At 72.3% G+C, this 13,310-nt stretch carries 10 protein-coding genes; 7 read left to right on the top strand and 3 right to left on the bottom strand.

Annotated elements, in window-relative coordinates; genetic code table 11:
- Positions 1-5 precede the first annotated feature (5 nt).
- Positions 6-956: a hotdog domain-containing protein gene (locus tag AB0K08_RS01075; protein ID WP_363350782.1), complete on the bottom strand. Its 951-nt coding sequence runs from the start codon at positions 954-956 to the stop codon at positions 6-8.
- Between the two features lie 128 nt (positions 957-1,084).
- Between AB0K08_RS01075 and AB0K08_RS01070 the strand changes: the two genes are divergently transcribed.
- A complete protein-coding gene (locus AB0K08_RS01070; RefSeq protein ID WP_363350780.1) occupies positions 1,085-2,125 on the top strand; it encodes an acyl-CoA thioesterase in 1,041 nt (346 codons plus the stop codon).
- An 88-nt stretch (positions 2,126-2,213) separates the two neighbouring features.
- A complete protein-coding gene (locus tag AB0K08_RS01065; protein ID WP_363350778.1) occupies positions 2,214-2,831 on the top strand; it encodes a HEAT repeat domain-containing protein in 618 nt (205 codons plus the stop codon).
- A gap of 52 nt (positions 2,832-2,883) precedes the next feature.
- On the opposite strand, the gene AB0K08_RS01060 is transcribed toward AB0K08_RS01065, so the two are convergent.
- Both AB0K08_RS01060 and AB0K08_RS01055 read right to left on the bottom strand, forming a co-directional pair.
- On the bottom strand, positions 2,884-4,470 hold the full coding sequence (locus AB0K08_RS01060; protein WP_363350776.1) for a molybdopterin-dependent oxidoreductase: 1,587 nt from the start codon (positions 4,468-4,470) through the stop codon (positions 2,884-2,886).
- Between the two features lie 136 nt (positions 4,471-4,606).
- Positions 4,607-5,311, bottom strand: a complete 705-nt coding sequence (locus tag AB0K08_RS01055) for a fasciclin domain-containing protein (RefSeq protein WP_363351822.1) — start codon at positions 5,309-5,311, stop codon at positions 4,607-4,609.
- 180 nt (positions 5,312-5,491) lie between these two features.
- Here AB0K08_RS01055 and AB0K08_RS01050 point away from each other — a divergent pair, with 180 nt between their 5' ends.
- The 5 genes from AB0K08_RS01050 to AB0K08_RS01030 all read left to right on the top strand — a co-directional run bounded on the left by AB0K08_RS01050 (position 5,492) and on the right by AB0K08_RS01030 (position 13,302).
- Entirely contained in the window at positions 5,492-6,706 is a 1,215-nt protein-coding gene (locus tag AB0K08_RS01050) for a methyltransferase domain-containing protein (protein ID WP_363350774.1), read from the top strand.
- 36 nt (positions 6,707-6,742) lie between these two features.
- Positions 6,743-10,144, top strand: coding sequence for a beta-phosphoglucomutase family hydrolase (locus AB0K08_RS01045; RefSeq protein WP_363350772.1), 3,402 nt, complete (start codon positions 6,743-6,745; stop codon positions 10,142-10,144).
- 207 nt (positions 10,145-10,351) lie between these two features.
- Positions 10,352-10,786, top strand: coding sequence for a hypothetical protein (locus tag AB0K08_RS01040; RefSeq protein ID WP_363350770.1), 435 nt, complete (start codon positions 10,352-10,354; stop codon positions 10,784-10,786).
- A 72-nt stretch (positions 10,787-10,858) separates the two neighbouring features.
- On the top strand, positions 10,859-12,031 hold the full coding sequence (locus AB0K08_RS01035) for a nitronate monooxygenase (RefSeq protein WP_363350768.1): 1,173 nt from the start codon (positions 10,859-10,861) through the stop codon (positions 12,029-12,031).
- Positions 12,028-13,302 (top strand): histidine kinase, encoded by a 1,275-nt coding sequence (locus AB0K08_RS01030; RefSeq protein ID WP_363350766.1) that lies wholly within the window; start codon positions 12,028-12,030, stop codon positions 13,300-13,302. The genes AB0K08_RS01035 and AB0K08_RS01030 overlap by 4 nt, the downstream gene beginning before the upstream one ends.
- Positions 13,303-13,310: the final 8 nt, after the last annotated feature.

Raw genomic sequence — 13,310 nt, 5'->3', positions numbered from 1 at the left:
CGGTACTACCCGCCGGCCCACTCGTGGGCGGCCTTGTTGCGCAGGCCCACTAGTTCCAGGGCCCGCCGCTCCAGGTCCTGGTCCTGCTCGGTCCGGGCGGGCCACTGGGGCACCGGGGCGGCCCGGCCGTCCGGGCCCGTGGAGACCATGACGGTCAGCCCGTGGGCGATCAGCATGGGCTCGCGCTCCCGGCGGTCCCCGGCGCGGGCCCGCACGGAGACGTGCATGGACCTCGAGCTGGTGTGCACCAGACGGGCCTCGAGTTCCACCAGGTCCCCCACGCGGACGGGCTGGTAGAAGCGCACCCCGCCGGCGAAGACCGCCACCACGGGCTGGCCGGACCACCGGGAGGCGCAGACGTTGGCGGCCTCGTCGATCCACCGCATCACCGCCCCGCCCTGGACCTTCTCGCCCGGGTACACCTCGCGGGTGTTCGCCACGAACCGCAGGACCACGGATTCCCCGGTCAGCTCGGCCGCCGGCGGCGGGGCCTCGATCATGGCCTCCTCCGCGTCCCGGCGGATGGACCCGCGCAGCTGGGCGAGCCGCTGCCGCTCCTCCTCCTCCGGGGTCTCGGGGGTCCAGGGGCGCACGGGGATGGAGTTGCCCTCATGGTCCACCGCCACGTAGATCATGACGCACTCCGTGCTCACGGTGGCCCTGCCGTGGGCGTCCTTGACCTCCGGCAGGACCACCCGGGTCTGCACGTGCACGGAGGTCCGCCCCGTCAGCACCACGCGGGCCTGGACCACCACACGGGTCTCCACCGGCACGGGTTGGCCGAAGTGCATGTTGCCCACGTAGGAGGACACCACGTTGGTGCCGGACCAGGACGCGGCCGAGGCGTAGGCCGTCTTGTCGATCCAGGTCATGACGGTTCCGGCGTCCACGGTCCCATCAGGGTGGTCATAGGACTCGGCCCTGAACTGCAGGGCGATGGAGCTGTGGGTGGGCATGTAAACAAAATTAGCACCTGTGACGGGCGCCACGTTCATCGGGATCCCACCGAGTGGAAACTCTTCGTCAAATACCAGCAGGCTCCCAGCCGTCCACCAGCCTCTGGCCGGTCGGCCACAATGGGGGGATGGAGAACTTCCCGACGCCGGCCGCCCCCTCCCCCGGCCGGCCACCGGCCGCCGCGGTGCCGGAATCGGCCGCGGACCGCCGGCACGAGGTCACCCTGCGGTTCCTCGCGGCCCCCACCGATCGGGGCAAAGCCGGCACCGTGGACGCCGGCCGGGTGCTGGAGTGGGTGGACAAGGCCGCCTTCGCCGCCGCGACCGGCTGGAGCGGCAGCTACTGCGTCACGGCCTATGTGGGCAACATCCATTTCGAGTACCCGGTCCAGGTCGGCGAGATGGTGGAGGTGACCGCCTCCGTGCTCTACACGGGCCGGTCCTCCATGCACATCAACACCACCGTCCGCTCGGGCGATCCGAAGACGGGGCTGCTCACCGAACGGGCCCGCTGCCTGGTGATCTTCGTGGCCGTGGACACCGAGGGCCGCTCCACTGCCGTCCCCGAGTTCGTCCCCCGCACCCTGGAGCAGGAGCTGGCCCGGGACTACGCGACCTCACGGATCCGGGTCCGGGACGAGATCACGGCCGAGCTGCGCCGGCAGGACTACACGGAGGAGGGCACGGCGGAGAAGGTGTTGCTGCGCTTCCTCGCCGCGCCCACGGACGTGAACTGGGGCGGCAAGGTCCACGGCGGGATCGTCATGGAGTGGATCGACACGGCCGCCTACCTCTGTTCCTCCCGGTACTGCGGCCTGGACACCGTGGCCGTCTTCTCCGGGGGCATCCGGTTCCTGCACCCGCTGCGCATCGGTGACCTCGTGGAGGTCGAGGCGCGGCTGATCTACACCGGCTACAAGGGCATGCACATCGCCGTGGAGGTCCGCTCCGGCGATCCGAAGGGCGGCCCGCTGGAGCCGACCACGAACTGCATCACCGTCATGGTGGCCCGGGACGGAGAGGGCACCTCGGTGCCCGTGCCGGCGTGGGCACCGGTCAGCGAGGAGGACCACCGGCTGTGGGAGCACGCCCGGACCCTGCTGCGCATCCGGGGACAGGCCCCGGGCAACCGGCTCCCCAACCACCTGCTGAAGGAACAGACACCGTGACCCACGACACTGCGACCCCACGTTGTGAGGGCAATCCTCACCCGTGGGGATCGCCCTCACAGTCCGATCAACCATGGGAGGACCGCTGATGGACCACCGAGAGCATGAGGACCGCGGATACTGGGACGTCTCCCTGCCGGCCGCAGCGGAAGGCGCCGATCCCACCTGGGTGACGGCCGCCGTCGAGCAGGTGGGCGGGCCCCAGCTGGCCGATTGGGCCGTGCGCCTGCTGACCGGACGGGCCCGGCCGGGAGACCCGGGGGATCCGGACATCGCGCTGATCCGCGGGGAGGTCACCGACCTGGATCCGGAACTCGTCCTGGACCCGCACCTGCCCCGGTGGCTCGGGGCCCGCGTGCTCCAGTACCACTGGCACCCCCGGGCCGCGCAGGCCGTGCTGACCGCGCTGACAGATGAGAGCCCGGCCGTGCGGCAGGCGTGCTGCCGGATCGTGGCCGTCCAGGGGACGCCGGCACTGGCCGACGCCGCCGCGACGGTCGAGTCCCTGCTGGTCGACCCCGAGCCCCGGGTGCGCAGCGCGGCCGCCCTGGCCCTCGGGGAGGTCGGCGGCGAACGGGCGGCCACGGCACTGCAGGGGCTGCTGATGGATCCGGACTCCGTGCTCGCCGCGGCCGCCGAGGACGCCCTGGGGCGCCTGGCCGAGCGGCACTCCCGGCCGGACCTGCGGGCCGAGCCGGAGTACTGAGGCCGGGGCCGGCGTCGGGGACGCGGCGGCAGACCGAGGCCGGGGCCGCGCGCTACTCGGCGCGGAACCGGACCTGGTGCCAGCCGCTCGCCCCGTTCGGGACGGTGTCGGCCCGCTCGGACGTCTGGACCTCGCCGTCCCGGTTGACCGCGCGGACCCGTGCGGTGTGCTCGCCCGGCTCGCCGTCCCAGTCGAACGACCATTGGCGCCAGGTGTCCACCGTGGCCTCGGCGGCCAGGGTGGCGTCCTGCCACTCCCCCTCGTCCACCTGGACCTGGACGGCCTCGATGCCGATCGTCTGGGACCACGCCGTGCCGCCGAGGACGGCCCCACCGGCCGGCACCGTCTCGAAGCCCCGCGGCACATCGATCCTTGAGGCCAGCTTGATCGGCCCGCGCTCGGACCACCCCCGCTGGGTCCAGTAGGCGGTCCGGTCCGCGAAGCGCGTGACCTCCAGGTCCACCACCCACTTGGTGGCCGAGACATAGCCGTAGAGCCCGGGGACCACCATGCGCACCGGGAAGCCGTGTTCCAGCGGCAGCGGCTCCCCGTTCATGCCGACGGCGAGCAGGGCGGCGCGGTCATCGGTCAGGGCCTCCAGGGGCGTGGAGGCGCTGAAGCCGTCGGCCGAGGTGGACAGCACCATGTCCGCGCCGGCCTGCGGCCGGGCCCGGGCGAGCAGGTCCCGGATCGGATAGCCCAGCCACTTCGCGTTCCCGGCCAGCTCGCCGCCCACCGGGTTGGACACACACGTCAGCGTCAGCCAGGTCTCCTCGAGGTCCAGCTCCAGCAGTTCAGCGAAGCTGAGCGTGAACTCCTCCTCGACCATCCCGTGGACCCGCAGCTCCCACGTGGAGGGGTCGATCCGGGGCACGGAGAGGGCCGTGTCGATGCGGTAGAACTCGCCGTTCGGGGTGACGAACGGCGGCATCCCGGGGGCCGGAGCCCCCACCCCGTCCGGCAGGGCGGCCGCGGTCCGGCGTGCGCCCGGCAGCTTCAGGGCGTCACGGGTGGCCGCCACCGCGCTGCCGGCGGCGGACAGGGCGCGGCCACCGGCCAGGGTCACCGCCGCCACCACCGTGGTCAGGCCGGCGGCCACCAGGAAGGTGCGCCGCGCGGGCCGCGCCCCGGGGCGCTCCGCGGCGGAGGGCGGGGAACCGCCGGACGGGACGCTGCGGTGCGCCAGCCGCACGAGCCCATTCAGGGCCGCCAGACCGGCCACCCCGCCGGCCGCGGTCGGCACCAGGTCGACCGCCCCGGCCCCGGCCCGGGACACCACCGCCACGCCCAGGAGCACGGCGATGGCCACACACAGGGCGGAGGCCACGGCCAGCCGTCGGCGCGCCAGCAGCCCCAGCCCCGCCGCCACCACCAGGGCGACCACGCCCATGGAGATGAACAGCACGAGCTTGTCCGCCGTCCCGAAGACGTCGATGGCGAAGTCCTTCAACCAGGCCGGAGTGACGTCGATGAAGGCGGCACCCACGGCCACCAGCGGCGAGGACGCCGGGGAGAACAGCACGGAGACGATCTCGGCCACCCCGAACAGCAGGGCGGCCGCGATGGCCCCGGAGGCGGCGAAGGGCCACCGCCGGGATCGCCGCCAGCGGGGTGGACGCGGATCGGGTGTCCCGGTCATGGCACTCATTCTTCTCTCCCTCGGCTCGACGGCAAGGGCCGACCCGGTCCCGCGGCTGCGGTTCCGGGCCGGACGGTGATGCGCGGGCTGTGGAGCCCGTGCGGTCCGTCCGGACCGTTCAGTCCGTTCAGTCCGTTCAGTCCATCGGGGGCATCAGGACGGAATCGACCAGGTAGACGGTCGCGTTGGCGGTCTGGACGCCGCCGCAGATGACGTTGGCGTCGTTGACCATCATCTCGTCGCCGCTGCCGGTCACCTCGAGGTCCTCACCCTGGACGGTGGCATGCATCCCCTCGATCTCGTCCGGGGAGATCTGGCCGGGGACCACGTGGTAGGTCAGCACCGAGGACAGCATGTCGGCGTCCTCCACCACGGCGTTCAGGTCTTCCTCGGGGATCTCGGCGAAGGCGTCGTCCACGGGGGCGAACACGGTGAACTCGTCCCCGTTGAGGGTGTCCACCAGGTCCACGTCCGGGTTCAGCTCGCCGGAGACGGCCGAGGTTAGCGTGGTCAGCATCGGGTTGTTGGAGGCCGCGGTGGCCACCGGGTCCATGGCCATGCCCTCCACCGAGCCGGCCCCGTCCGGGACCTCCTCGGCATAGGCCGCGCAGCCCGGGCCCACCAGGTTGGCGGCCGGGTCCATCATGGACTCGGAGTCGCTGGGGGCGCCCGACTCGGAGCCCTCCATCGACTCCTCCATGGAGGAGGACATGGACGGCGAGGCGGACATCGAGGTGTCCTCCGAGGCCGCGGGATCGTCTGTGGCGCCGCCGCAGGCGGTCAGACCGAGGGCTGCCACGGCAGTCAGGCTCAACAGGGTGATTCGGGAAGTGCGTCGCATCGTCGTCTTCATGACTACTCCTTGGGTGTGGGACCCGGGGCCCCGCTGGTGCGTCCCGCCGCTCGTCCCGGGCGGGCTGTCGTGGGGTGTTCGGAGCCGTCCCCGGAGCGGATGGGTCCGCGCTGAAGAAAATTTCCGGCGGGCTGGCGGACCGCGCGGCACCACTATCCTTGGGGGACCATGCAATGCCCCCATTTCGACGCCGGCGAGTGCCGCTCCTGCCCCCTGATGGGTGTGCCCTACGCCGAGCAGCTGGCCACCAAGCAGGCCGGTGTCCGCGCCCTGCTGGACCCGGTGGCCGGCACCCTCGCCCCGGGCGGTGGCGAGTTGTGGGACGAGCCGGTGCCCTCCGCGGAGTCCGGCTTCCGGAACAAGGCCAAGATGGTGGTCACCGGCACCGCCGAGGCGCCCCGGCTCGGCATCCTCGATCCGCGCCAGCACCCCAAGCACCACGACGGCGCGGGGGTGGATCTGCGCGACTGCGGCCTCTACGAACCCGCCCTCGGCGCCGCCTTCGGTGCCGTGGCGGAGGTCATCACCGCCTCCGGCCTGATCCCGTACGACGTGGGCGCCCGCACGGGTGAGCTCAAGCACGTGATCCTGACCCTCTCCCCCACCGGCGGGCTGATGATCCGCTTCGTGCTGCGCTCCACGGACCAGCTGCCGGCCCTGCGCGCCGCCGTCCCCGCGCTGCGGCGGGCCCTGCCGGACGCCCAGGTCATCACGGCGAACCTGCTGCCCGAGCACCGTGCCCTGCTGGAAGGTCCGGAGGAGATCCACCTCGCCGGGGAGCCCACGTTGCGGATGCCCCTGAACGGGATCCCCCTGAACCTGCGCCCCCAGGGTTTCTTCCAGACCAACACCGCGCTGGCCGCCGCCCTCTACGCGCTGGCCTCCGAGTGGCTCGACGCCACGGAGGCCGCCAGCGTCTGGGACCTGTACTGCGGCGTGGGCGGCTTCGGCTTCCAGCTCGCGCAGGTCCGGGCGCACGACGCCGGCCCGGCCGGGCCCCTGCCCGCCGGCACCGAGCGCTCGGTGTGGGGCCTCGAGACCTCCGCGGACGCCGTCGCCGCCGCCCAGGTGACCGCCCGCGAACTGGACGTGGCGGACCGGGTGCGCTTCGCCGTCGGGGATGCCACCGTCCGGGGCGAGGCACCGGAGGAGGTGCCGGACGCCGTCGTGGTCAATCCGCCCCGGCGGGGCATCGGTGCGGAGCTGGCCGGCTGGTTGGAGGGGTCCGGGGTCCGGCACGTGCTGTACTCCAGCTGCAACGCGGCCACCCTGGCCAGGGACCTGGAACACCTGCCCGGCTACCGGCCGGTGCGGGCGCGGCTGCTGGACATGTTCCCGCAGACGAAGCACTACGAGGTGCTGATGCTGCTGGAGCGGCGCTGATTCTGGGCCCGGCGCCCCCATGGCTAGGCTGGATCCATGCATCCTCTGACCCGTCCCATCGAGCTCTCGGGTCCCGCCCGTCGCCACGCACTGCGCCATTTCCGCGCGGTGGTCTTTGACATGGACGGCGTGGTGACGGACACCGCCGGCGTCCACGCCCGGGCGTGGAAGGACCTCTTCGACTCGTGCCTGCCGGCGGTGGGCGCCCTGCCGCAGAACGAGGCGGCCGTGGCGGCCGCCCCGAGGGCGCTGCGCCCCTTCGACGAGCGCTCGGACTATCTGGAGTACGTGGACGGCAAGCCACGCGAGGACGGCGTGCGTTCCTTCTTCGCGTCCCGTGGACTCCTGGTGCCGGAGGCACCCGGGACACCGGCGGCTGCGGATGCGGCCGGGACCCCGGCGGCTGCGCTGACCGTGCAGGGCCTGGCGGAACGCAAGCAGGGTTTCTTCGAGGAGGTCCTGCACCGGGACGGGGTCACCGTGTTCCCGGAGGCCCTCTCCCTGTTGACGGAGCTGCGGCAGGGCGCGGTGCCGACGGCGCTGGTCACCTCCTCGCGGAACTCCGCCGCCGTGCTGGGCGCGGGCCACGTGGAGCGGATGTTCGACGTGGTGGTGGACGGCAACACCGCCCTGGAGCGGGGGCTGCCGGGCAAGCCGGATCCGGCGATGTTCCTGCTCGCCGCCCAGCAGCTGGGGGTGGAGCCGGTGGACGCGATCGTGCTCGAGGACGCGGCCTCCGGCGTGCAGGCCGCCCGTGACGGCGGCTTCGGCCTGGTGGTCGGCGTGGACCGGGCCCTCGATCCGCAGCGGCTCAAGGACGCCGGCGCGGACGTGGTGGTCGAGGACTTCTCCACCCTCCACCTGGGCCAGCGCACCACCCGGCCCTTCGACCCGAACTGGGTCCTGGCCTACGACCACTTCGACCCGGCCGAGGAGGGCACCCGGGAGGCTCTGTGCACCCTCGCCAACGGCTACTGGGGCACCCGCGGTTCCGTGCCCGGCACCACGGCCGGGACCACCCACTACCCCGGCACCTACGTGGCCGGGGTCTTCAACCGCCTGCAGTCCACGGTGCAGGGCAAGACGGTGGAGACCGAGCACATGGTCAACGCACCGGACTGGACGTACCTGCGGGTCACCCTGGCCGGCGGGGATCAGCTGCTGCCGGACAACCCGGACCTGATCTCCTACCGGCAGGAACTCGACCTGCGCCGGGGACTGCTGACCCGCACCATGCGTTTCCGTGACGACCGGGGACGGACCACCCGCGTCAGCACCCGCCAGTTCCAGTCCTTCGCGGACCACCACCTCGCCGCCCTGGAGCTCACGGTGGAGGCGGAGGACTGGTCCGGCACCGCCACGGTGCGCTCGCTGATCGACGGCCGGGTGGCCAACCAGAACGTCGCGGACGACCGCGAACTGGCCTCGGACCACTGGGAACCGGTCGACGCCCGGGAGACGGACGGCGAGACCGTGTTGCTGGAGACGGTCGCCAGCCAGTCCCGCGTCCACGTGGCCCTGTCCTCGCGGACCCGCTTCCAGTCCCCCTCCGACGCCCCCGAACCCGTCCGCACGCCGGTGGAGCTGGGTTCCCTGGTGATCGGGCACGATATCGAGATCGCACTGGCGGAGGGCGTGCCGGTGATGTTCGACAAGATCACCGCCGCGGCCAACACCCATGACCACGCGACCTCCACCGTGTGGCACAACGCGGTCAAGAGGGTCGAGCGGAGCGGCTCCTTCCGCCAGATGCTGACCTTCCACGAGGAGATGTGGGGGGTGAACTGGTCCCGCTTCGCGGTGCGGCTGGATCCCGCCCCCGAGCTGCAGGGCCACCTGTTGCCGCCGGCCACCCGGCTCGAGGCCACGGAGGCGCTGGTCCGGGCGGGCACCACCCAGCGCCACCAGCTGGCGCTGAACCTGCACACCTTCCACGTGCTGCAGACCTCGTTCGGCTCCCGCAGTGACCTCGACGCGGGGCTGGGCGCCCGGGGCCTGCACGGCGAGGGGTACCGCGGCCACATCTTCTGGGACGAGATCTTCGTCTACCCCATGCTGACCCTGCGCCGGCCGGACCTGACGCGCGGCCTGCTGATGTACCGCTACCGCCGTCTCGGGGAGGCCCGGGCCAACGCCCTCGCCGAGGGGTACCGCGGGGCCATGTTCCCGTGGCAGTCCGGCTCCGACGGCCGGGAGGAGACCCCCACCGAGCTGTGGAACGAGCGCTCCGGACAGTGGATGCCGGACAACTCCCACAATCAGCGGCACGTCTCCCTGGCCGTGGCGTACTCGGTGCTGCGCTATGTGGAGGCCACCCAGGACCAGACCTTCGTCTCGGACTACGGCGCCGAGATGCTCGTGGAGATCTGCCGCTTCTTCGTCTCGATGGCGCACTACAACCCGGAGCGGGGCCGGTACGAGCTCCACGGCGTGATGGGGCCGGACGAGTACCACGACGGCTACCCGGACACCCCCGGCTCCGGGGTGCGGAACAACGCCTACACCAATGTGCTGCTGTCCTGGGTGCTCTCCGAGACGGTGCGGCTGGTGCAGTGGCTGGACGGGCTGGACGATCCGCTGACCGAGTGGCTGGACGTCTTCGAGGACGAACTGGCGCAGTGGGCGGACATGAGCCTGAAGCTGCGCGTGCCGTTCCAGTCAGGCGGCGTGATGAGCCAGTTCGACGGCTATGAGGACCTGGAGGAGTTCGACTGGGCCGCCTACCGGGACCGGTACGGGAACATCGGCCGGCTGGACCTGATCCTGCAGGCCGAGGGCGACAGCACCAACCACTACAAGCTCTCCAAGCAGGCGGACGTGCTGATGCTCGCCTACCTGTTCTCCTCCGAGGAGCTCCAGGGAATCCTGAACCGGATGGGGTACCACTTCACCTCGGAGGACTTCACGGCCACGGTGGACTACTACCTGGCCCGCACCTCCCACGGCTCCACCCTGTCCCGGCTCGTCCACGGCTGGGTGGCGGCCCGGACCGACCGCTCGAGCTCCTGGGAGCTGTTCGAGGAGGCCCTCGAGGCCGACCTCTCGGACACCCAGGGCGGCACCACCCGGGAGGGCATCCACCTCGGGGCCATGGCCGGCACGGTGGACATGGTCATCCGCTGCTATGCGGGGGTGGAGACCCGCTCGAACACCCTGTGGCTGCATCCACTGCTGCCCCTGGAGGTGCCCGGGGTGCAGTTCACCATCCGGTTCCGCCGGCAGCCGCTGAGCGTGCGCATCACCCAGTACTGCATCACCCTGCAGCTGCTCGAGGGCTCCGCCCACCCCATCCACCTCAACGTGGAGGGCCGGGAGAAGACCATGCACCCCGGGGAGAAGTGGACCGTGCCGCTGCTGAACCGGAACGCGGCGCTGACGGCCTCGGTGGATCCCATGGCCTGTGTCTCCCCGGAGGCCGGCATGCTCGGCATCCTCTGACCTCCCGTCGGCGTCCGGGGCCAGGTGGTTGGACCAGTTCTTGGATTCGGAGGGGGTGTTGAGGTCGAACACCCCCTCCGAATCCAGCAACTGATGAGTGGGACTCCGGGTCAGGGTCAGAGTCATACCCCAGGATGAGTCCGCGCCACCCAGGTTCACCCCCCGGTGGCTTCTGGGAGACCCGGGCCGCCGGGCATCGTGGAGACCATGAGCACGCCGACCATCACCGCCACGGAATCCACCGCCCTCTCCGGCACCTCGGCCGCCACGGCCCACGCCCCCGACCAGACCGCCGGCCTCCGCGTCATCACCGTCCCCGGCACGGAGCCCACGGCCGACCCCGTCCACCACGTCATCTCCGCCTCCGGCTACGCCGAGGACCTCACGGACACCGCCGAGCCCACGCCCGCGGGGTACGTCCGGCAGCCCACCGGGACCGGCCCGGCGGGGACGCACCCGGCACCGTCCGACGGCCTCGGCGGCGTCCTCCTCGCCGCACTGCTCGCCATGATCCTCGTGGGCACGTTCCTGACCCAGCTCACCGGTGCCGGGCAGGGAGTGGTCCTCGCGGCCATCCTGGTCTCCGGACTGACCGCCGCCGGGGTGACCCGACTGATCGGCGGCCGGCTCAGCGCCGGGTGAGCCCCGCACTCCAACCCCACACTCACCCCTCACACTCAATCCCCACGCCGGCGAACATGCCAGAATCCACCCATGAGCCCTGACCGACCCGCCACACCACCTCCCGCCCCGCGCACCGCCACGCACCCGGCACCCCGCTTCAACCCGCCCGCCGTTCCCGTGGTCGCCGCGCCCATGGCCGGCGGACCCTCCACGTGGCAGCTCGCCGCGGCCGTGTCCGCCGCCGGCGGGATCGGCTTCATCGCCGGCGGGATGCGTCCGGTGGAGGGACTCGTCCAGGACGTTGATGCGGCCCGTCAGGCCACCCCGGCACCCTTCGGCGTGAACCTCTTCGTCCCGGAACCGGCCAACACGGCCATCCCCGCCGAGCGCTCGGCGCCCGGATCGGAAGCACGACGGCGGCGCGCGGCCGAGGTGGCCGCGTACCGTTCCAGCCTGCTCCCCGAGGCGGAGCGCCTCGGCGTGGACCCCGGCGACCTGCCGGCCGCGGACGCCCTGGACCCGGACGCCACCGACGGCTGGGACGCCAAGCTGGATGCCGCCGAGGCCGGCCGCTGGCCGCTCGTGACCTTCACCTTCGGACTGCCCGCGGCCGAGGTGTTCCGCCGTCTGCACGCCTCCGGCTCCGTCCTGGGGGTCACGGTCACCACGGCCGCCGAGGCAGCCCGTGCCCTGAAGCACGGCGCAGACCTGCTCTGCGTGCAGGGTCCCGAGTCCGGCGGTCACCGCTCGGTGCATGATCCCGCAGCAGCTCCCGAGACCACCGCCCTGGGGGACCTGCTGGCCGAGGTGCGGGCCGCCGTCGGGCCCTCGGTTCCGCTGTTCGCCGCGGGCGGGATCATGGACGCGGACGGGGTGCGTGCCGTGCTGGCCGCCGGGGCCACCGCCGCCCAGTGCGGGACCGCGTTCCTGCGCGCCGATCAGGCCGGGACCTCCGCGCTGCAGCGCGCCGCCCTGGATCAGGTGGCCGCCGGGACCCGCTTCGCGCGCGACGACGGCTCCGCCCGCACCGCGCTGACCCGCGCCTATTCCGGGCGCTGGGCCCGCGGGCTCGAGAACGGCTTCATGCGCGAGCACGCCGACGCCCCGGCCGCCTACCCGGAGGTCAACGACCTGACCAAGCCCCTGCGTGCCGCGGCCACCGTGGCCGGTGATCCGGAGTCCGTCAGCCTGTGGGCCGGAATCGGGGCCGCGCGCACCCGGACGGCCCCAGCGGAGCAGATCCTGGAGAGCCTGACTCCGTGAATCCGCTGCGTCGCATCGACACCTGGTTCCGCACCCACCCCGTCATCACGGACGTGCTGGTGACGTGCCTGCTGGTGCTGACCTTCTCCAGCCTCTCCATCGGGGCCGCCTCACCCATCGGGCCCAGCGACGGCGCCGTAGTGCCCTGGCTGTCGCTGGCCTTCGTCATCTCGGTGGGTCAGCTCGTCCCGTGGGCCATCCGGCGGTGGAAGCCGGTGCTGGCAGCCGGCATCACGGTGTTCTTCTGCCTCCTGCAGCTGCTGATCGGCCCGGACCTGCTGCCCTCGATCATCGCCGTGCCGCTGATGGTGCACAACCTGGCCGTCAACGGGCCGCGGTGGGCCTCGCTGGCCGGGATCGGCACGGCGCTCGGCGGTTCCGTGCTCAACGGGCTCAAGATCGCCTATGCTCCGCCGTCGTTCCTGGATCCGGGTGCGGACATGATCTCCAACAACATCTCTGCCAACACCGATCCCGTCCAACAAGCCGTCATTGCCGGCTCCTTCGCGGTCGGTGCCGCCTCGATCGTGCTCGCGGCCTGGGCCTTCGGCGACCTCGCCCGAACGCGCCGGCTCGCCCTGGACCAGCTGCGGGACCGTGCCCGGCAGCTCGAGGTGGAGGCCGCTCAGGAGCGCGAACTGGCGGCGGCGGACGAGCGCAACCACATCGCCCGGGAGATGCATGACATCGTGGCCCATTCCCTCCAGGTGGTCATCACCCAGGCGGACGGCGGGCGGTACGCCGGCGCCCAGGACCCGCAGGTGGCGGTGGACACGCTGGGCACCATCTCGGAGACTGGCCGCAAGGCCCTCGGGGAGATGCGGCGGCTGCTGGGGGTGCTGCGCGGGCCGGAGGCCACCGAGTTCCATCCGCAGCCGGCGTTGGGGGATCTCGAGGACCTCGTGGAGACCATCCGCCTGACGGGCCTGACCGTGGACTTCGCCGTGGAGGGCAGCGCCCGCCGCGCCCTGCCCGCCGGCGGTGAGCTCGCGGCCTACCGCGCCGTGCAGGAGGCCCTGACGAACACCGTCCGCCACGGTGGCCCGAACGCCGCCGCCACGGTGCGATTGCGGTGGACCGGCCGGGGGCTGGACATCGAGATGGTGGACAACGGCCGCGGTGCCGCCGCCTACCAGTCCACCCAGGGATCCCAGCAGGGACTGGTGGGGCTGCGCGAGCGGATCGGGCTGTTCGGCGGCACCGTCAGCTCCGGCCCGCGCCAGGGCGGCGGTTTCGCCGTGCACGCCACGGTGCCGTACCAGGAGATCTGAGGACTACC

Origin of the sequence: Citricoccus sp. NPDC055426 (genome assembly GCF_040677445.1) — a bacterium.
Classification (GTDB): domain Bacteria; phylum Actinomycetota; class Actinomycetes; order Actinomycetales; family Micrococcaceae; genus Citricoccus.
This window is presented reverse-complemented; position numbering and strand designations above follow the sequence as displayed.